Origin of the sequence: Luteimonas arsenica (assembly GCF_004352825.1) — a bacterium.
GTDB classification, from domain to species: domain Bacteria; phylum Pseudomonadota; class Gammaproteobacteria; order Xanthomonadales; family Xanthomonadaceae; genus Luteimonas; species Luteimonas arsenica.
In genome coordinates this window covers 58,011-76,740 of record NZ_SJRW01000001.1, presented here as the reverse complement: position 1 = coordinate 76,740, position 18,730 = coordinate 58,011, and the positions used below count along the sequence as shown (strand labels likewise).

The window sequence follows — 18,730 nt, the reverse complement described above, 5'->3', positions numbered from 1 at the left end:
CGGGCGCGGCGCGCCGAAAAACGCTGATTGTAGCTTGCGTCAGGCCCTGCCCCTCAGTCGCCGCCGGCCAGCCGCCCGGCCACCCAGCGTTCGGCATAGCCGTCCAGCCGCGGCCCTTCGATGAAGCCGCAGTGGCCGCCCCAGCGGGCCACCTCCAGGTGCGCGTCCGTGGGCAGGGCCAGGCGGCCGAAGTCCTCCACCGGGATCACCGGATCGTCGGCGCTGGTCAGGATCGACACCGGCACCGCGAGCCCCGCAAGGCGGTCGCCAGCAATGGAATAGCGGTCGAAGTAGGCGTCCAGGCTGCCGAAATCGGTGTGGCGCAGGACCAGCCACTCGGTCAGCTCGCGCATGCGCAGGCGCAGCACCGCGTCATCGAAGCCCACGCGCTCGGGAAACAGCGCTCGCTTGCGCGCCAGCGAGCGCCGCCAGCTGCGCTCGAAGTGGTGCATGTACAGCGGCAGTCCACGCTCCATCGAATCCATGGTCCGCGCCGGGTCCAGCACCGGGCAGACCGCGGCCACGCCGGACAGCGGCAGCCCCGCCGCCGGCGCGCGCAGCGCCAGACGCAGGGCGAAGTTGCCGCCCAGCGAATGCCCTGCAACCACCAGCCGCGGCCGCGGCATGCGCCTGGCCACGTCGAGCGCGGCGTGCACCACCTCGTCGATGCGCGCGGAGTGGAAGATGTCCGGGTTGAGGTGGTGGGTGCCGCCGTGGTCGCGGAAATTGAGCCGGAACACGTCCCAGCCGCGCGCCAGGAAACCGGCCGCGGCCAGGCAGACATAGGCCGATTCCGCGCTGCCCTCCCAGCCGTGCAGGAGCAGGGCCATGCCCTGCGGCTCCATCCCGGGGCGCGTGGTGTGCAAGCCCATCAGGCGCACGCCGTCGCCGCCGTCCACCTCCACCTGCCGGGTCTGCGCGCCGGTGGCCGCGAGCGCGGCCAGCCCGCGGCGTCGACGCAGCGGGCTGCCCGCCAGCACCGACTGCACGTGCGCGTTGCGCAGCCAGCGCGGCGGGCGGTAGCCGCTGGCGACCCCGGCGCTCACGGCGCCTGCAGTGCTTCCACGATCCGTTCGCGCGCGATCTTCGCGATCGCCGCCCGGCCGTCGGCCTCGCCGGGCATCACCGGCGCCAGGAACACCACGTCGACCACTCGTGCGGGCTCGCCGAGCAGGCGCAGGAAGTTCTGCAGGAAATTTTCGCGGCCCTGGAAGGCCACCGCGCGCTGGTCGTCGCCACCGGCACCGTAGCGCAGCGCGACCGGCTGCACCGGCACCCCGGCCTCGACCGCGGCCATGAAGATGCGGGCATGGAACGGGCCCACCTCGCCGCCATCGCGGGTGCGGCCCTCGGGGAACACGCCCACCGCGCGGCCTTCGCGCAGGCGCTCGATCATCGCGTCCAGCACCCCGCCCAGCGACTCCTGGCTGCCGCGCTTGTGGAAGATGGTCTCGCCCCGGCGCGCCATCCGCCCGACCACCGGCCAGCCGTCGATCTCCTGCTTGGCGACGAAGCCCATCATCCGCTGGCTGTGCAGCGCCGAGATGTCCATCCAGCTGACGTGGTTGGCCACGAACATCGTGGCGCCAGGCAGCGGCGTGCCGACCTGGCGCATGCGCATGCCGAACACGCGCATCAGGCCGCCCTGCCACCAGCGCACCAGGCGACTGCGCAGGCTCTCGCCGCCGATGTCGACGCGGTCGCTGGGCAGGGCGATGCCGATCATCACCGGCGGCAGGTGCACCAGGGCATGCCAGAGCAGCATCGGCACGCGCACGGCATAGCGGCCCGCGCGCGCCAGACGGCCTCCGGCGGGCGCGGTGGAAGAGGTGGGGGAACGCATGGCTGGAACGATACCGGATGGCCTCCGGCACGGGTAGACGGAAGCGCGGCCTCAGGCCGCCGGCACCACCGCCAGGGTCAGGCGCGAAACGCAGGCCAGGCGGCCGCGGGCGTCTTCGATGCGGATTTCCCAGACCTGGGTGCTGCGCCCGAGGTGCAGCGCGCGGGCGGTGCCGGTGACCCGGCCTTCGCGCACGGCGCGGACGTGGTTGGCGTTGATCTCGAGGCCAACGCAGACCTCACCCTCGGCCACGCACATGTTGCCGGCGCTGCTGCCCAGGGTTTCGGCCAGGAGCACCGAGGCGCCGCCGTGGAGCAGGCCGTAGGGCTGGAGGGTGCGGTGGTCGACCGGCATGGTGGCGACCAGGCGGTCATCGCCGATGTCGACGAATTCGATGCCCAGGGCCTCGATCGCGGTGCCCTTCGACAGGGCGTTGAGGGCCGCCAGGTCGAGGCCGCGGCGGAAGATCGGGGTGGGGCTGGACATGGCGGGGTTCCGGGAACCTGGCTGGCGGTGGGGGCGCGCCAGCCTAGGTTCGGATCCCCCCGGGGTCAATCGACTCAGGCGAGGCGGAAGCGGGAAACCGGCTGGTTGCCCGGGACGTAGCGGCGGGCGGCGGCGTAGCCGCTGCTGCTGCCATAGCCGGAGCCGAAATCGCGGGAGCGGTAGCGGACCGGGCGGGGGGCCGGGACGCGGACGGCGTTCGTGGTGGCGTGGGAGGCGACGGTGGATTCGGTGCGGTACATGGTGATCTCCTTGGGGGGTGTGACTTGGTGTGCTGGTAGACTACAACACCACAGTTCTACCGCAATAGGCCAAAGGTCATGACCGCCCGCTCCGGGCAACCGGCCGACGAACGGTCGCCCCCGCGGGGGCTCTCCAAGGGGTCAGAGGATCGGGGCCAGCCCGGCGCCGAAGGCGGTGAAGATGCGCGTCATCAGGCTGCGCAGGCCCAGCCGGACTTCGGGGAAGTCGCCCACCGGCTCGTGGCAGGCGCGGAAGCGCGGGTCGCCCGGCGGCGGTGGCTCCGGACAGTCGGGCCCGGGCACGAACTCGTAGCTGGTGGCATAGCGGGTCGGCCACAGGTCGAACACCGGCAGCGACTCGGACACCTTGCCCAGGGAATAGTCCAGGCCGGAGAACACCGGTGGCCGGTCACGGCGGGCCACCACCCACGAGTTCTCGGGCGCCATGTCGCGGCGGATGCTCGTGGCCAGCGCCTGCGCGAAGGCGGCGTCCTCGATCACCACCGCGCTCTCGGTGTTGTAGTTGTCACCGCGTGGATCGAAGTTGTGGGTGCCAACCACGCCGATGCGCCCGTCCACCACCAGCGACTTCGAATGCAGGCCGAAGCGCACGCCGCCGCGGTGCAGCGGCACCCGCTCGTGCGCCGAGAAGCCCGACCAGCGCAGCGCCGAGTACTCTCGCTCCAGCGGTCGCGCGCGCGGCCGGCCGTCCGCCGCACGCGCCACCGGCTCGCCGTCGAGCCCGACGGTGCCGGTGGCCTCGACGTCGATCGGCGCGTCCTGGGGGAAGGGCTTGAACTCGTGGATCTCGAAGCCGAACTCGCGCAGGAAGCGGCGCTTGTACTTGTACGACAGCGCGTAGGTGATGAAGGCGTCGGTCGCCGCCAGGCTGTTGGTCGACACCCGCACCCGCGGCGGACCGTCGCGCTGGCGCAGCTCGCGGAACTGGTCCTGCGCCTGCGGCGACAGCACCAGGTAGGGCGTCTGCAGCAGGATCTCCTCCTGCGCCGATCCGATCAGGTCGAGCAGGCCGCGGGTGGATGGCGCGACCTCTTCGTAGCCGGCACGATGCTTTTCCGGCGGGTCGGAGATGAACTCCACCTCGCCCACCGGCAGCGCCTGCGCGGCCAGCGCCCCCACCAGCAGCGCATCGTCGGCGTCGCGCGAGATCCGCTCGACCCGCGCCGGCAGTTCGAAGGGCTCGTGCGGCAGTGGCGGCACGCCCTCGCGCAGCAGCAGGCGGCCGACGTCGGCCAGCTCCGGCAGGCTGCGGGCCAGGCGCGCGTCCCAGTACTCCTCGAAGCTCGCCTGCATCCCCGCCACCACCGGGCCGGCGACGAACAGGTCGCGGTCGCGGAAGTTGTACTCCGGATCCCAGTCGTAATAGCTGTCCTGGTAGTTGCGCCCACCGGTGATACCGACCAGGCCGTCGACCAGCAGCAGCTTGTTGTGCATGCGCTGGTTGAGCCGGCGCCAGCAGCAGGCCGCGGCCAGCACGTACTGCGGGTAACTGATGCGCGCGCGGCCAAGCAGCGGGTTGTAGATGCGCAGCTCGAAGTTGGCGTGGGCACCCGCCAGCGCCGCCAGCGTCTCCACCTTGCGCAGCGCCGAAAGCTGGTCGATCAGCACCCGTACCTTCACCCCGCGCCGGGCCGCGGCCAGCAGTTCGTCCAGGAACAGGTGGCCGGCGTCGTCCTCGTCGAAGATGTAGGTCTGCACGTCCACCGCCTGCTGCGCCGAGCGCACCAGGCTCAGCCGCGCCAGCAGCGCGTCCTGGCCGTAGTCGAGGATCAGGGCGTGGTGGCGCGGCGCATCGGGCGCGCTGGCCGCCATCGCGTCGCGGCCCAGCGCGCGCAGCGGTGAAGGCGTGGCACAAGCATCCTCGCGCGCGCAATCCACCAGCACCGGGCGCGCCTGCGCCGCGACCTCCGCGGCCGCGCCGGCCTGCTCCGGGGTCAGCGTGGCGCAACCGCCGGCGGCCAACGCCGCGACCAGCGCCAGCAGTCGTGCCAGCACCTTCATGTGCCCTCGCCGGCCAGCCGCAGGCTGAGCTGGAAGCGGACCTTGCCGCCGATGGCGAAGCTCCAGCGGTTCATGCCGTAGTTCGCACGCTCGACCACGCCGCGCGCCCGTACCGCGCAGTCCAGCGCGGGCCGTGCACAGTTGGCGGGCGCCACACTGAAGATCTCCGCCCGCTGCACGTCGCGGATGTGGAGCGTTCCCGGCAGGGGCCCGCCCTCGATCAGCAGCGCGGGATCGAAGGGCTCGGAAACGAAGGTCACCCAGGGGTACTTCTCGGCGTCGAAGAAGCCGCGGCCGCGGGTCAGATGCGTGTGCCGCAGGTTGCCGACGATCTCGACGTCCGCGGTCGAGAGCGACAGCCGCACCTGCTGGCGGCCGTCGGGAAGCCGGGTCAGGCGGCCGTCGAAGACCGGGAAGCGGCCGTCGACCACCTCGCCCCAGCGGGTGACCAGGCTGAAGCCGACCTCGGACGCCGCGGCGTCGATGTTGGCCGCGCACACGGGTACCGCCGCGCACAGCGCGACGGCGGCGAGCAGCCAGGCGTGGAGACAGGCACGGCTCACGGCCACCAGAAGTCGGCGAGGCTGGCCACGCCCGGCTCGACCTCGGCCGTGGCCGGCAACCGCAGGTGCGCGATCGAACCCGGCGGCATGCCGCGGTAGTCGCCCGACTGGCCGCTGTGCAGCAGGGCCGCCAGCCTCTCCAGGCCCGGGTTGTGTCCGACCAGCATCAGTCGGCCGACGTCGCGGTGCTGGTCGGCCAGTTCCGCCAGCGTGCCGGGGGTGGCGTCGTAGATGGCAGGCTCCAGCCGCTGGTCGACGTAGCCGATCACGCCGAGCACCGCCTCCAGCGTTTCACGGGTGCGTCGCGCCGGCGAGCACAGCACCAGGTCGGGCAGCAGGCCGTGCTCCTGCAGCCAGCGCCCGGCGGCCTCCGCCTCGGCCTGGCCCTCGGGCGACAGCGGGCGGTCGAGGTCGGCCTGCCCCGGCCCGCTCCCCCCGGCGTGGGCGTGGCGTAGCAGCAGGATGTCCCTCGTGTCGATCGCCATGCTCAGCTTCTCCTTGGTCCCTCGGGGCGGGTTCAGTGCTTGCGCAGCCACTTCAGCAGCGGCGCCCAGTCCGCCTGGTGGTCGCGGACCTGGGCGGAGCGGTAGTCGAACAGGCTGCGCCCCAGGCCCACCATCAGCACGTAGGCCTGGCTGTCGCGCAGGGTGGCGACCACCGGATAGGGCCACTGCGACAGCAGGTCCAGGGTGGCCTGCGAAGCGTTGGTCCAGGGCTTCATGCGGTTGGCGACCAGGCCCACGCGCAGGTCGCCGCGACGCACGCGGGTGTCGCGGGCCAGGGTGTCGAGGAAGTTCACGGTGGCGTCGAGGTCGAGCGCCGAGGGCTGCACCGGCACCACCACGGCATCGGCGTGTTCCAGCCAGACCCCGAGGTCGTCGGCCATGGCCCCGGCCGGCGCGTCCACGATCACCCGCTGGGTGTCCTCGGGCAGCGACTTCCAGGCGGCCTTGGCCCGGCGCGCGCCCGGGATCGGCAGCACCGCGCTCTCCAGCCCGGCGCGGCGCTCGGCCCAGCGCGTGGACGACTGCTGCGGATCGGCGTCGATCAGGGCGGTGTGCCGCCCTTCGAGGGCCGCATGCGCGGCGAGATGGGTCGCGATCGTCGTCTTGCCCACGCCGCCCTTGGAACTGGCCACCAGCACCGTCTTCATGCGCTCTCCGGTCACGTCCACCAACGTACGACAGTCGAGGTTACACCGCCGTGCGCGGCTTCGCGCACATAGAATGCCCCGATTCCCGCCCCGCACCACAGATGACAGATGACAGATGAGTGACCTGCAGGACCTGGCCGCGCTGATCCGCGCTGACACCCCGCTGATCGTCGTCGAGACCCCGGACGAGCCGCGGGTGGTCGAGCTGTTCCGGCAGTCGCTGCTGCACGTCTGGCGCGCGCTGTACCGCTGGACGATCACCGAGGGCCTGCGCCGCCTCGACCTCGACGGCGAGGACCCGATCGAAGGCGCCCCCGACGCCACCGCCACCCTGCGCGCGATCCACGCCGCCGAGCAGCGCGGCGTCTACCTGCTGCTCGACTTCCACCCCTACCTGGGCTATGCCGGCACCCAGCGCATGCTGCGCGACCTGATGCAGCGCCGCGGCTGCCTGCCGCACGTGCTGGTGCTGGTCGGGCACAAGGTCGAGCTGCCGGGCGAACTCGAGGCCAAGGCGGTGCGCTTCCGCACCCGCCTGCCCGACGCCCGCGCCCTGCTCAAGCTGGTCCGCGAGGAGGCCGAACGCTACCAGGTCGAGCACGGCGGCCGCCGGGTCGAGGCCGACGCCGAGGCGGTGCAGCTGATCGTGCGCAACCTGCAGGGCCTGTCGCTGGGCGACGCCCGCCGCATTGCCCGCCAGCTGGTCTTCAACGACGGCGCACTGTCCCACGACGACCTGCCGCGGCTGGCGAAGCTCAAGTTCGAGCTGCTCAACCGCAGCGGCCACCTGCACTACGAATACGACACCGCGCAGTTCGCCGACGTCGCCGGCGCGCGCGCATTGAAGCGCTGGATCGAACAGCGGCGCGCGGTGTTCGTCTCCGGCAACGCCCCGCCCGGCCTGGACCCGCCCAAGGGCGTCCTGCTGCTGGGCGTGCAGGGCTGCGGCAAGTCGCTGCTGGCGAAGTCGATCGCCGGCGGCTTCGGCGTGCCCCTGGTGCGCCTGGACTTCGGCACCCTGTACGACAAGTTCCACGGCGAGACCGAGAAGAACCTGCGCGCGGCGCTGGAGTCCACCGAACAGCTCGCGCCCTGCGTGCTCTGGATCGACGAGATCGAGAAGGGCCTGGCGTCCTCGGCCGGCGACGGCGACGGCGGCGTCTCCCGCCGCGTGCTCGGCTACCTGCTGACCTGGATGGCGGAGCGCAAGTCGCACGTGTTCCTGGTCGCCACCGCCAACCAGGTGCAGGAGCTGCCGGCGGAACTGCTGCGCAAGGGGCGCTTCGACGAGATCTTCTTCGTCGACCTGCCCGATGCCGACACCCGGCGCGAGCTGTTCGAGCTGCACCTGCGCAAGCGCGCGCTGAAGTCCGACGGCTTCGACCTCGACGGCCTGGCCGCGGCGGCCGAAGGCTTCTCCGGCGCCGAGATCGAGCAGGCGATCGTGTCCGGCCTGTATTCCGCGCACGCCGCCGGCACGCCGCTCAACGACTTCCTGCTGCGCGCGGAGATCCGGCGCACCCGGCCGCTGTCGGTGGTAATGGCCGAACCGGTGGAGGCGCTGCGCAGCTGGGCGCACGGACGCACGGTGCCGGCGGACTAGGGTCCGTCCCAGCTGGCAAGCCGCCCGCGGCTGTCTAGGCTCCCCGTATCCACCGCGGAGTCGGCCATGAGCTTCCCGATCGCCAGCCAGCTGTCCATCGCCCAGCAGCTGCAGCTGGACAAGCGCTTCCCGCTCGGCCTGCAGCCGCCACCGTCGCTGCAGCAGGTCGCCAATGCGTACCCGCAGGGCGACGGCAGCTTCGCCAGCCAGGTCACGGGCACCCAGCCGCAGCCCGACCTCGACCTGCAGCTGGCGATGATGGCCAACGACGTCTACGCCGCCGACAACCCGCAGACCGAGCAGGCGCTCGCCGAGGCCGGCTGGCACCGCCTCGAGCCCAGCGCCGACGGCGCGTCCCTGGTCGATGCCCAGGGCAACCAGATCCCGATCGACCCGACCCTGCTCAGCACCTCCGAGGGCTTCGACGCCGCGATCTACCAGAACGATCAGGGCCAGTACGTCGTCGCCTACCGCGGCACCGACGACTGGGGCCTGTCGCCTTCGGGCGACGCCGACGACAACGCCCTGCAGGGCCTGGGCTTCGAGAGCGGGCAGTACCGCGACGCGGTCGCCCTGGCGGAGGCGGCGCTGCGTGCCTTCGGCGACGGCAACGTGGCCTTCACCGGGCATTCGCTGGGCGGCGGCCTGGCCTCGGCGGCCTCGCTGGCCACCGGCGTGCCGGGCGTGACCTTCAATGCCTCGGGCCTCAGCGACCAGACCCTGGAGTCGCTGGGCTTCAACCCCAACGCGGTGCGCGAGTCCGCCGCCGAGAGCGGGCAGCTGCGCCGCTACATCGTCAACGGCGATCCGCTCAATGCCGCGCAGCAGGACGTGCCGATCATCCCGATCCTGGGCATGTCGCCGCCGAACGCGGTCGGCCACGAGCTGCGCATCGATCCGCCGGCCGGCATGGGCGGGCTGGGCGACCTGGCCGCGCTGCACGGTGGCGGCGGCGACGGCGCCTCCTACGTCGACGCGCTGCGCCAGAACAGCGCCTACGACCCCGCCACCCGGCCCACCCTGCCCGAACAGGCCGGCAGCCTGGTCAACGACGGCCTCGATGGCCTGGGCGATCTTGCCAACGACCTCCTCAGCGCCGGCGGCAGGCCCGGCCTGGGCTGGGCGGTCGACGGCCTGCTCGATGCCGGCGGCAACGTGCTCGACACCGGCATCAGCGTGCTGGGCAACATCGGCATCGACGGCCTCGAGCGCTACGGCGAATTCAACCTCAACCAGCTCGGCAGCGTCATCCGCCAGGGCCAGGAAGTCGTAGGTGACATCGCCGGCAACGGCTCCGAGCTGGCCGACGGCCTGGCGCAGGCCGGCCAGGAGTTCCTGCAGGGTGACTACGTCGACGGCGTCGCCCAGGGCCTGGGCGACGTGCTCGACTTCGGCATCGACAGCGCCGGCAGCCTGGTCGATGGCGCCATCGGCCTGGTCGGCGACACCACCCAGAACCTCGCCAATGCCGGCGGCGGCCTGCTGCGCGACATCGGCGACGCCACCGGCCTGGATACGCCCTTCGACTTCGTGGCCAACGTCGTCGAGGGCGGCGGCAAGATCGTGAGCGACGTCGCCGACGTCGCGGGCGACGTGTTCGAAGCCACCGCCGACCTGGTCGGCGACGGCATCGAGGTGGTGTCCGATGTGGCCGGCGACGTGGGCCAGGCCGTGTCCGACGGCGCGCAGTGGCTGGGCGAGAAGCTCAACCCCATGAACTGGTTCTGATCGCAGGCGCCGCGCCGGTCACGCAGGGCGCGGCATTGACGTAGTAAGTTGGCCCGCATGTCCGACGCGCCCCGCCGCCAGGTTCCGCAGACAGCCTCCCGACGGGGGCTGCCGCGGCGCATGCGTGCGCTGCTGGCCGCGTCGCTGATGCTCGCCTCCACCGCCGGCTGCGCCCGGCAAGGGACCGACGTGAACCCAGGCCAGGCCTTCGCAAACCCCGGCAACGCCCAGTTCGCCGACGCCGTCATCCGCGGCGACGAAGCGCTGGCGCGCGAGCTGCTCGCCGCCGGCGCCAACCCCAACGCCGAGGACGAGCAGGGCCAACCGCTGCTGCAGTGGGCGATGAAGCGCGGCGATCGCGGCGCCTTCCGCCTGCTGCTGTCGCTGGGCGCCGACCCGGCGCGCGGCAACCGCGACGGCCGCACGGCGCTGCACCTGGCGGCGATGGGCAAGGACCCGGGCTGGCTGGAGGCGCTGCTGGAGCGCGGCATGCCGCCGGACACGCCGAACACCGTCACCGGCGCCACGCCGCTGTACGACGCCCTGCGCGCGGACAGCGAGGGCAACCTCGGCGTGCTGCTGCGCGCCGGCGCGCGCCTGGACGTGGCCGACCGCAACGGCACCACGCCGCTGCACCAGGCGGCGACGGTGAAGGATTCCGCCGCGGTGCTGCGCTTCCTCGAGGCCGGCGCCGACCCGCGCGCCACCGACCGCACCGGCGCCACGTTCCAGGACTACCTCTACAAGGGCGATCCGAAGCTGCTCAACGTCGCTACCCGCCGCGACCTGGACAAGATCGACGCCTGGCTGGAAGCCAACGGCGTCGCGGTGCAGCCGCGCGGCTGAGTCGCGCGCACCGCGCTCAGCGGCGCGGCCGCTGCCAGGGCGCGGCCCAGCCCGCGGGCGGATCCTGGGCGAGGCGGGCTTCGGACAGCAGGCGACGCACCAGCGCGTCCTCGGTGTCGATGGAGGCATCGGCCAGCGCGTGGGCGAAGGCTTCGGCATCGCCGGCGTCTTCGCGCCCGGCCCGTTCGGCCATCTGCTCCTGGCGCCAGTCGACGCCGCGGCGGCGCGCGTCCAGCGGCGCGCGCTCGGCCGCGCTGCGGGTCAGTGCGCGCGCCATCGACAGGCCGATGCGTTCGTCGAGCACCGTCTGCGGCCGCGCCAGCAGCAGCTCCGACAGGTGCCGGCAGGCTTCAGGGCGACCGGCCAGGCCCAGCTGGCGGCCAGTGCAGGCCTCCAGCACTTCGCGGTAGTCGGGCACCAGCAGCGCCTGCAGCGATGCCGCCCAGGCCGCGGCGTTGGCCTCGGCCGAGGGTCGCGGACCTTCGCCGAAGGCGGCCCATTCCGCCGCGCTCGGCGCGTGCCGGCGCAGCACGCCGGCCACCCAGCGCTGCAACGGATAGGGGTCGGGTGCATTGCGACTGGATTGCCCGGCCGCTTCGAGCAGGGCTTCCGGCCCCAGGCCCTGCAGCACCCGCGGCGCCAGGTTGCCCGGCTCCAGCGACTGCCAGCGGCGCGCGGCAGCGAGCGCCGCGGCTTCGTCACCGCCCGCTAGTCCCGCGGCCAGCAGCAGCTGCTGGGTGAGGGTGTCGCCTGCGCCCTTCGTAGTCGCAGCTTCGCGCCAGCGCCTGGCTTCCGCGCCAGCAGGTGCGATGCCCTCGCCTTCGGCGGGACGCGCGGTGGCCTCCAGCAGCGTCGCCAGTGCCAGGTCGCGGGCGCCGTCGGAGCGGCCCAGCAAGCGGGCCACGCGCAGGGCGTAGGCCTGCCAGGCTTCGCCGCGCTGCTGCGCGAGCCGCAGCTCTTCTTCCGTGGGCTCGGGGGCCTGCGGCGACTGCGCGAACGCGGGCGCGGCCAGCACCGGCAGCAGCAGGAGGGGAAGCAGGAAACGGATGCGCATGCGCGACTCCATCAACAGTGTCGACCGCCCCGCAGCATATCCGTGCCGGCGCGGACGCCATGCCCACGCCGCCGCCACGATGCACTCGCCGTTCAGTAGCCGGCGGCCTGCCCGTCCTTGCGCGATTCGCTGGCGCCGGTATACCCGCCCTGCGGATTGACCTTGATCGCCTGGTAGCCGCCGTAGGGGCCGAGCGCCCGGCGCACCGAGTGGCCGAGATCCATCAGCGCGCGCACGGTCGCCTCGGGGAAACCGGATTCCAGTTCGATGCGGCCACCGTCGCTCATCACCGTCGCCCGCCCGACCGGTTCGGTGGAGCCGTCGTGGTGGATGCGCGGCGCATCGCCGGCCTCCTGCAGGTTCATGCCGAAGTCGATCATGTTGAGCAGGATCTGCACGTGCCCCTGCGGTTGCATCGCGCCGCCCATCACGCCGTAGGAGAGCCACGGTTTGCCGTCCTTCGTCACGAAGGCCGGGATGATGGTGTGGAAGGGCCGCTTGCCCGGCGCGTAGGCATTGGGATGCGCGGCGTCGCCGAGCACGAACTGCTCGCCGCGGTCCTGCAGGATGAAGCCCAGCCCCGGCGGCGCCATGCCGCTGCCCATGCCGCGGTAGTTGGACTGGATAAGAGAGACCATCATGCCGTCGGCGTCGGCGGTGGTGAGGTAGATGGTGTCGCCCTCCTCCAGCTGCCGCGGCGTGCCCGGCTGCGCCTCGCGCAGCACGCGGTCGGGCGACATCAGCTTGCCGCGCTCGCGGGCGTAGTCCTTGGAGATCAGCTTCGCCACTGGCGCCGGCTGGAAGGCGGGATCGGCGTACCAGCGCGCGCGGTCGGCGAAGGCCAGCTTCTTGGCCTCGGTGAACAGGTGCACGTGCTCCACGCTGCCGAAGCCGTAGGACGCCAGGTCGTAGGGCTCCAGCAAGTTGAGGATCTGCAGCGCCGCGATGCCCTGGCCGTTGGGCGGCAGCTCCCAGACGTCATGACCGCGGTAGTTCGTCGACACCGGCTCGACCCACTCGCCCCGGTGCGCGGCGAGGTCGTCGTAGGAGAGGAAGCCGTCGTTGGCCGCGAAGTAGTCGCCGATCACGCGCGCGATGTCGCCCTGGTAGAAGGCGTCGCGGCCGCCGTCGGCGATCTTCTGCAGGGTGTCGGCGAGGTTCGGGTTCTTCCAGGTCTCGCCGTTGCGCGGCGCGCGACGGCCGCCATCGGCGTCGACATCTGCCACGGTGAACTGCTCGCTGAAGCCCGGCCACTTCGACAGCCGCGGCACCGATCGCGCCCAGTAGTAGGCGATGGTCTCGTGCACCGGATGTCCCCGGCGCGCGTAGCGGATCGCCGGCGCCAGGTTCTCCGCCATCGAGCGCTTGCCGAAGCGTTCGTGCAGCGCGAACCAGCCGTCGACCGCACCGGGCACGGTCACCGGCAGCGGACCGTGCGCCGGGATGTCGGCCAGCCCACGGCGCTCGAACTCGGCCGCGGTGAGCGACATCGGCGAACGCCCGGAGCCGTTGTAGCCGTGCAGCTTCCCGGTCTTCGGATCCCAGATGATGGCGAACAGGTCGCCGCCGATGCCGTTGCCGGTCGGCTCCATCAGCCCCAGCGCGGCATTGGCCGCGATCGCGGCGTCGACCGCGGAACCGCCGGCCTTCATCACGTCCAGCGCCACCTGCGTGGCCAGCGGATGCGAAGTCGCCGCCATCGCCTCGGGCGCATGCACCTCGCTGCGGGTGGCGAACACCTGCCCGGTAATCCGATCAGCCGCACCCGCGGCCGTGGCTACACCCAGCAGCAGGACCACAGACAACACACGCGCACGAACAGTCATATGCACTCGAAACGGCTCAGGACAGAACCGCGACCTTAGCAAGTGCATGGTCCGGCGGGTGCGGCTGCGGGGTGGCCCTCGAGAGCATTTTTGCCACGGATTACGCGGATTGCGCGGATCTACACGGATCTGCGCAAGGCAAGTCCATGGCCCAGAGCCCATCCACCGCACCTCGCCGAAAACCCATTGAAAAAGAAGCCTGTTCAGAGCGTCTTGTCGGCGCTGGCCTCGGCCAGATCCGCGTAAATCCGCGCAATCCGCGTAATCCGTGGCAAAAGCTTCTGCTCCATCACCCCCGGTCGAAGCGGGAGCCTAGGGTACGCCCCCGGTTGATCGCGGGCGGGGACGGCGGTCCACTGGCGGCAGACTTCCGCGGGAACGCTTCCCATGCAGCCGATGCGCCTGGACAACGATTCGCTTTCGCCCATCCAGCTGCGCAGCCTGCAGGCGCCGCCGCCGGCAGCCGAAGCGGCCAATGCCCCGGCCCTGCAGCCGCTGCAGGGCCGCCACGAGCCCGCCTACCACCCGCAGCTGGCCGCGCTCTCGCCCACCGCCGCCGCGCCGGCGCAGTGCGGTCCCGGCGCGCTCGGTCCCGGCGAGCTCTCGGCCGTGGCCGGTGGCCAGCAGGCGCAGGAGTTCGACGTGGTGCTGTCGCAGCTGGCCACCGCCGTGTACGAAGGCCGCCCCGCGCCGCCGGCCGGCTGGACCGCGGTCACCAATGACGACCTTGCCGCCGCCGGCATCGAGGACCCCGCCGCCTGGCGCGCGCAGTACCTGGAAGGCGGCGACCAGCTCGCGGCCCAGCACTTCAAGGCCGAGATCTACCGCGACTGCAACGGCAACTTCGTGCTCGCCTACCGCGGCACCGACGGCAGCGGCGCGGACTGGATGAACAACTTCCGCCAGGGCGCGGGCTTCACCACCAGCGACGAGATCGACAAGTTCAGCGGCCTGGCCACGCGTACCGCGGTCGAGTTCGAGCGCCGCTTCGGCACCCCGGACGCCGACGGCAATGCCACCAACCTCGCCATCACCGGCCACTCGCAGGGCGGCGGCCTGGCCTCGGTGGCCTCGCTGGCGTCGGGCGTCCCTGCCGTCACCTTCGACGCCTCCGGCATCCACCCCAACACCCTGGACCGCCTCGGCATCGATCCGCAGGCCGCGCGCGACCTGGCCGAGGGCGGGCTGATCCGGCGCTACTCGCTGGACGACGACCTGCTGACCAACTTCCAGGAAAACAGCCCCTTCGCGCTCGCCGCGCCGGACGCGCTGGGCACCCAGATCGTGGTCAAGGCCGAGGGCGTGCAGGACGCCACCCAGGTGGCCCGCGGCCTCGATATCGAAACCGGCCTGCCGACCCCGATCGCCTGGGGCCTGGGCCTTGGCCTGGAAGCCCTGGATCGCGCCAACGTCCCGGTGCTGGGCGATGTGGCCGGGCTGGTTCGCGGGGCCGTCAGCCACAGCCCCGAACTGCTGACCGAAGCCATGATCCAGCAGCAGCCCTGGCAGCCCGGCTACCAGAATCCGCCGCAAGGCACCGCCGGCAGCCTGATCGATGCGGTGCCGGACGTGCTGCAGGACGACTTCGCGCGCAACACGCATGACCTGGTCGGCGACATCGCCAGCGAGTGGGAGAACAACATCGCCAACGGCAACGTGCTCGAGGGCGGGATCCGCATCGCCGGCGACGTGGTCGAGGGCGTGTTCAACTCCGCCGGCGACACCGTGCGCACCGGCACCGACGCGCTGGCCGAGCGCATCGACAACAGCGTGGGCGGTCCGGTCGGCGACATCGCCGCGAGCGTGGTCTCCGGCGGTGGCCGCGTGGTCGAGGGCGTGGTCGACTTCGGCGGCAACGTGCTGGAGACGGGCTTCGACCTGGTCGGCGGCCTGTTCCGTCGATAACACGCGCCTGTGGCACCATCGGGAGCCATGCGCAGCGGTGTCCTGATCCTCCTCCTGGCGGCGAGCGCGGCCGCGTGCAGCCGAGCACCCACCTTGGACCATCCCTTCACTGATCCGCAGCTCGCCCCGCTCGCCGACGCCGTCGTGCGCGGCGATGCCGACGCCCTGCGCGCCGCCCTGGCCGGCGCCGGCGTCCACCCCGACGCCCCGGGCAGCGACGGCAGCAGCCTGCTGCAGCTGGCCGTGGCCGCCGGCGAGGCCGAGGTGGTGGCGGCCCTGCTCGATGCCGGTGCCGATCCCGATCGCCAGCCACCCGGCGGCGGCAGCGCGATGCACGTCGCGGCCTTCGGCGACGATCCCGCCCTGCTGCGGCTGCTGCTCGACCGCGGCGGCGACCCCGACCTGCGCAACCGCGTGACCGGGGAAACCCCGCTGGTACGCGCCATCCTTGGCGGCAACCGGGCCCAGGTCGACATGTTGCTCGAGGCCGGCGCCGATCCCGGGCTTGCCGACAACAACGGCGCGACGCCGCTGCACGCCGCGGGCTCGATCAACGCCGGCGGCGTGCTGCTGCGCCTGCTGGAAGCCGGCGCCCCGGCGCACGCGACCAATTCGGCCGGGGAAACCTTCCAGCCCTACTACTTCCAGATGCGCGAGGCCCTGCTCAACGAGCGCGCGCGCGGCGAGCGCCAGGCCGTGCTGGCTTGGCTGCGCGAGCACGAGGTTCCGCTGGAGGCCGGCGTCGGGGAATGAGTCGGCGCGGCCACAGTCGTGGCCGCGCGTCGACCGGGATCGATCAGGCGATCGCGATCAGGGCCAGGACGGCGGGTTGGCCTGCCAGGCCGCGGCCACTTCGGCCAGCATCGCGCGGTCGGCTTCGGTCCAGTCCGGGAGCAGGCGCGCCAGGTCCGGCGACTGCCACAGCAGCGGCTCGGTGCGCACTGAAGCGGCATACCAGCGCACGGCCTCGTCGCGTCGGTCGAGCTGCCACAGGCCCAGCGCCAGCGTCGGCGGCAGCCAGGACGGGCCCTTCAGGCGCTCGGCGCCGGCGATCCGCCACTGCTCGAGCGCACCGGCGATGTCGCCGCTGCGGTACAGGTCCCAGCCGTGGTTCCAGTGCAGCGAATCGCGCATGCGCGCGTTGTCGGGACGCTGCTTGGCCTCCGCGTACAGCGCGGCGCCGGTGTCGGCGCGGCCGGTGGCGTAGGAGATGTGCGCCAGCTGGGCCGTCGCCAGCGTAGCGTCGCGGCGGTTGCGGTCGCGGGCCTGCAGCAGGCGTTGGATGGTGGCATCGTCGCTCCCCGGGTACAGCTGCAGCGGACTGGCGACGTCGGTGTCGGCCTCGAAGTAGAACTCCTTGGGCCTCGGAATGTCCTGCGCACACAGGCCGAACGGAAGCGCGGCGAGCATGAGCGCGCCGAAGATGCGGACGATACGGTGGTTCATTGCGTGAGATTGCCGATGACAGGGCCCCTGCACCCCGGCCCCCATGGTAACCCCTGCGGTGCGGGGATTCAGCCGCTGCGGGCCAGCAGGGCCTGGAACTCGGTCACCGGCATCGGCCTGCCGTAGTGGTAGCCCTGGCCGCGGGTCACCCCGCAACGGGCCAGGGCCTCCGCCTGCGCCCCGGTCTCCACGCCCTCCGCGACCACGCTGATGCCCGCCTTGCGGGCGACCAGGGCCATGGCGGCCACGATCGCCGCGTCCAGTGAATCGTCCGGCAGGTCGGCGACGAAGCTGCGGTCGATCTTCAGCCCGTCGATCGGCAGGTGCTTGAGCCGCGCGAACGAGGAATGGCCGGTCCCGAAGTCATCCAGGGCCACGCGCACGCCCAGGGCGCGCAGCCGCGCCAGGGTCTGGACCGCGAACTGGGCGTCGGGCAGCAGCGCCGTCTCGGTGAGCTCCAGCCACAGGCGCGAGGGCGCGAGGCCCGAGGCCTGGAGCGCGGCGGCCACATCGGCCACCAGCCCCGGCTGCTCGAGCTGGCGCGCCGAGACGTTGACCGCCAGCACCGGCGGCGGCTGCCCCTCGCGGGCCGTCCATGCCACCGCGTGCCGGCAGGCCTCGCCCAGCAGCCAGCGCCCCAGCGGCACGACCAGGCCCGAGGACTCGGCCACGTCGATGAATTCGCAGGCCGGCCGCCAGCCGCCGCCTTCCTCGCGCCAGCGCAGCAGGGCCTCGGCGCCCAGCACCCGGCCGTCGGCCAGCTCGACCAGGGGCTGGTAGTGGACATGCAGCCGGCCCTGCTCATGGGCTTCGCGCAGGGCGCGCTCCACCTGCATGCGTTCAAGCAGGTCGCGGTGGCGCCCGGCGTCGAAGACCTCGCAGCGCTCCAGCCGCCCCAGGCTGTGTGCGCGCTGGCTGGCGAGTTCGGCGTTGCGCAGCAGCATGTCGGCCGAGGGCGCGGCCAGGTCGTGCGAGAAGGCGATGCCGGCCGAGGCCCGGGTGCCGTCCGCGCCCGGCAGTGCCTGCTCGGCCAGGTCCACGCAACGACCGGCCAGCTCCAGCGCCGCGGCCTCGCGCAGGCCGCGGTGGGGGACCAGGGCGAAAGCGTCGTCGCGCACCCGCGCCAGCGTCACCTCCTCGCCCAGGGCCTTGCGCAGGGCCGAGGCCACCGCGACCAGGCCGGCATCGCGATCGTCCCCGACGCCGTCGAGCTGCAGGTGGATGGCGGTGATCGCAGGCTCGCCCGCGCCTGCCGGGCGCAGGGCGCTGTGCGCGACCTCCAGCAGGTGGTCGCGGTTGGGAAGGTTGGTCTGCGCGTCGTGCAGTTCGAGGTAGCGCAGGCGGCGCTCGGCGGCGCGGCGGCGGTGGATCTCGGTGGCCATCGCCACGTAGTCGCCGATGCTGGCGGCGAAGGCCTGGTCGGCCTGGCTCCACACCCGCGGCCGCCCGACCTGTTCGTGGCAGACCACGCCCAGCAGCACCCCTTCGCTGCGCACCGGCGCGTCGAGCAGCGAGGCCACGCCGTGCTCCGCGAAGTACGTGCCCAAGGCGCCGTACGAAGCGGCCAGCGTGGGGTCGCGGTGCACGTCGACGGCGTCGATCACCCGCACCGCGTCCAGGCGCCGGCCGTATTCGTTGTCGGTATCGAAAGCCTGGTCGTAGCCCGGGGGATTGTGTCCGCCGGTGCGCCGGTCATAGGCATGGATGCAGCGCAGCACGCTGTGCCCGGGATGCAGCCGCCAGACGTTGACGCGTTCCACCCCCAGGGTTTCGGCGGCGGTTTCGCAGATCCGCGCCAGGGCCGATTCCAGGGTGCAGCCGTGGCTCCAGACTTCCCTGGCCAGGGCCACCAGCGCCTGGCTGTGTCGCCGGGCGAGGCGGCCTTCTTCGTCGTCGGCCTGGCGCAGTTGCTCCTGCATGGCGGCCATCTCCGTCCCCCATCGGCTACGCCCTTGGGCCATCTAGCGCCCGCCGGTGTTAAGAAGGGGTCACGAA

At 72.4% G+C, this 18,730-nt stretch carries 17 protein-coding genes; 5 read left to right on the top strand and 12 right to left on the bottom strand.

The window, feature by feature from the left end; genetic code table 11:
• Positions 1-53 precede the first annotated feature (53 nt).
• From E2170_RS00335 to E2170_RS00300, 8 genes are all read right to left on the bottom strand, one after another.
• Positions 54-1,046, bottom strand: a complete 993-nt coding sequence (locus tag E2170_RS00335) for a YheT family hydrolase (protein WP_132998673.1) — start codon at positions 1,044-1,046, stop codon at positions 54-56.
• Positions 1,043-1,843 carry a lysophospholipid acyltransferase family protein gene (locus tag E2170_RS00330; protein ID WP_132998672.1) on the bottom strand — a complete coding sequence of 267 codons (801 nt, stop codon included), beginning with the start codon at positions 1,841-1,843 and terminating at the stop codon, positions 1,043-1,045. The genes E2170_RS00335 and E2170_RS00330 overlap by 4 nt, the downstream gene beginning before the upstream one ends.
• 51 nt (positions 1,844-1,894) lie before the next feature.
• The gene (locus E2170_RS00325; RefSeq protein WP_132998671.1) at positions 1,895-2,329 is read right to left on the bottom strand and encodes a hotdog fold thioesterase; all 435 of its coding nucleotides are present in this window, start codon (positions 2,327-2,329) and stop codon (positions 1,895-1,897) included.
• A gap of 74 nt (positions 2,330-2,403) precedes the next feature.
• On the bottom strand, positions 2,404-2,589 hold the full coding sequence (locus E2170_RS00320) for a hypothetical protein (protein WP_132998670.1): 186 nt from the start codon (positions 2,587-2,589) through the stop codon (positions 2,404-2,406).
• 141 nt (positions 2,590-2,730) lie between these two features.
• On the bottom strand, positions 2,731-4,611 hold the full coding sequence (locus tag E2170_RS00315) for a phospholipase D family protein (RefSeq protein ID WP_132998669.1): 1,881 nt from the start codon (positions 4,609-4,611) through the stop codon (positions 2,731-2,733).
• Entirely contained in the window at positions 4,608-5,174 is a 567-nt protein-coding gene (locus E2170_RS00310) for a YceI family protein (RefSeq protein WP_165942117.1), read from the bottom strand. The genes E2170_RS00315 and E2170_RS00310 overlap by 4 nt, the downstream gene beginning before the upstream one ends.
• The gene (locus E2170_RS00305) at positions 5,171-5,659 is read right to left on the bottom strand and encodes a SixA phosphatase family protein (protein ID WP_132998667.1); all 489 of its coding nucleotides are present in this window, start codon (positions 5,657-5,659) and stop codon (positions 5,171-5,173) included. The genes E2170_RS00310 and E2170_RS00305 overlap by 4 nt, the downstream gene beginning before the upstream one ends.
• Positions 5,660-5,691: 32 nt before the next feature.
• Complete coding sequence (locus E2170_RS00300) at positions 5,692-6,327, bottom strand: ParA family protein (protein WP_132998666.1); 636 nt, start codon at positions 6,325-6,327, stop codon at positions 5,692-5,694.
• A 115-nt stretch (positions 6,328-6,442) separates the two neighbouring features.
• Between E2170_RS00300 and E2170_RS00295 the strand changes: the two genes are divergently transcribed.
• The 3 genes from E2170_RS00295 (at position 6,443) to E2170_RS00285 (ending at position 10,504) form a co-directional block, all read left to right on the top strand.
• Positions 6,443-7,930, top strand: a complete 1,488-nt coding sequence (locus E2170_RS00295; RefSeq protein WP_132998665.1) for an AAA family ATPase — start codon at positions 6,443-6,445, stop codon at positions 7,928-7,930.
• A gap of 66 nt (positions 7,931-7,996) precedes the next feature.
• Positions 7,997-9,658, top strand: coding sequence for a Tle-like phospholipase domain-containing protein (locus tag E2170_RS00290; RefSeq protein ID WP_132998664.1), 1,662 nt, complete (start codon positions 7,997-7,999; stop codon positions 9,656-9,658).
• Between the two features lie 120 nt (positions 9,659-9,778).
• Complete coding sequence (locus tag E2170_RS00285) at positions 9,779-10,504, top strand: ankyrin repeat domain-containing protein (RefSeq protein ID WP_165942116.1); 726 nt, start codon at positions 9,779-9,781, stop codon at positions 10,502-10,504.
• A 16-nt stretch (positions 10,505-10,520) separates the two neighbouring features.
• On the opposite strand, the gene E2170_RS00280 is transcribed toward E2170_RS00285, so the two are convergent.
• Both E2170_RS00280 and ggt read right to left on the bottom strand, forming a co-directional pair.
• Complete coding sequence (locus E2170_RS00280; RefSeq protein WP_132998662.1) at positions 10,521-11,558, bottom strand: hypothetical protein; 1,038 nt, start codon at positions 11,556-11,558, stop codon at positions 10,521-10,523.
• 92 nt (positions 11,559-11,650) lie between these two features.
• Entirely contained in the window at positions 11,651-13,384 is a 1,734-nt protein-coding gene (gene ggt, locus E2170_RS00275; RefSeq protein WP_132998661.1) for a gamma-glutamyltransferase, read from the bottom strand.
• Positions 13,385-13,771: 387 nt separating this feature from the next.
• Between ggt and E2170_RS00270 the strand changes: the two genes are divergently transcribed.
• Positions 13,772-15,289: a Tle-like phospholipase domain-containing protein gene (locus tag E2170_RS00270; RefSeq protein ID WP_132998660.1), complete on the top strand. Its 1,518-nt coding sequence runs from the start codon at positions 13,772-13,774 to the stop codon at positions 15,287-15,289.
• Positions 15,290-15,382: 93 nt separating this feature from the next.
• Positions 15,383-16,042: an ankyrin repeat domain-containing protein gene (locus E2170_RS00265; protein WP_132998659.1), complete on the top strand. Its 660-nt coding sequence runs from the start codon at positions 15,383-15,385 to the stop codon at positions 16,040-16,042.
• A 57-nt stretch (positions 16,043-16,099) separates the two neighbouring features.
• Here E2170_RS00265 and E2170_RS00260 read toward each other — a convergent pair whose 3' ends face one another.
• Both E2170_RS00260 and E2170_RS00255 read right to left on the bottom strand, forming a co-directional pair.
• Positions 16,100-16,735: a tetratricopeptide repeat protein gene (locus E2170_RS00260; protein ID WP_132998658.1), complete on the bottom strand. Its 636-nt coding sequence runs from the start codon at positions 16,733-16,735 to the stop codon at positions 16,100-16,102.
• Positions 16,736-16,803: 68 nt separating this feature from the next.
• Positions 16,804-18,654 (bottom strand): putative bifunctional diguanylate cyclase/phosphodiesterase, encoded by a 1,851-nt coding sequence (locus E2170_RS00255; RefSeq protein WP_165942115.1) that lies wholly within the window; start codon positions 18,652-18,654, stop codon positions 16,804-16,806.
• Positions 18,655-18,730: the final 76 nt, after the last annotated feature.

Coding starts and splice junctions, on each gene's coding strand:
- E2170_RS00295 (WP_132998665.1), top strand. CDS start 6,443: ATGAGTGACCTGCAGGACCTGGCCGCGCTGATCCGCGCTGACACCCCG.
- E2170_RS00260 (WP_132998658.1), bottom strand. CDS start 16,735: ATGAACCACCGTATCGTCCGCATCTTCGGCGCGCTCATGCTCGCCGCG.
- E2170_RS00280 (WP_132998662.1), bottom strand. CDS start 11,558: ATGCGCATCCGTTTCCTGCTTCCCCTCCTGCTGCTGCCGGTGCTGGCC.
- E2170_RS00315 (WP_132998669.1), bottom strand. CDS start 4,611: ATGAAGGTGCTGGCACGACTGCTGGCGCTGGTCGCGGCGTTGGCCGCC.
- E2170_RS00290 (WP_132998664.1), top strand. CDS start 7,997: ATGAGCTTCCCGATCGCCAGCCAGCTGTCCATCGCCCAGCAGCTGCAG.
- E2170_RS00300 (WP_132998666.1), bottom strand. CDS start 6,327: ATGAAGACGGTGCTGGTGGCCAGTTCCAAGGGCGGCGTGGGCAAGACG.
- E2170_RS00320 (WP_132998670.1), bottom strand. CDS start 2,589: ATGTACCGCACCGAATCCACCGTCGCCTCCCACGCCACCACGAACGCC.
- ggt (WP_132998661.1), bottom strand. CDS start 13,384: ATGACTGTTCGTGCGCGTGTGTTGTCTGTGGTCCTGCTGCTGGGTGTA.
- E2170_RS00255 (WP_165942115.1), bottom strand. CDS start 18,654: ATGCAGGAGCAACTGCGCCAGGCCGACGACGAAGAAGGCCGCCTCGCC.
- E2170_RS00305 (WP_132998667.1), bottom strand. CDS start 5,659: ATGGCGATCGACACGAGGGACATCCTGCTGCTACGCCACGCCCACGCC.
- E2170_RS00330 (WP_132998672.1), bottom strand. CDS start 1,843: ATGCGTTCCCCCACCTCTTCCACCGCGCCCGCCGGAGGCCGTCTGGCG.
- E2170_RS00325 (WP_132998671.1), bottom strand. CDS start 2,329: ATGTCCAGCCCCACCCCGATCTTCCGCCGCGGCCTCGACCTGGCGGCC.
- E2170_RS00270 (WP_132998660.1), top strand. CDS start 13,772: ATGCAGCCGATGCGCCTGGACAACGATTCGCTTTCGCCCATCCAGCTG.
- E2170_RS00285 (WP_165942116.1), top strand. CDS start 9,779: ATGCGTGCGCTGCTGGCCGCGTCGCTGATGCTCGCCTCCACCGCCGGC.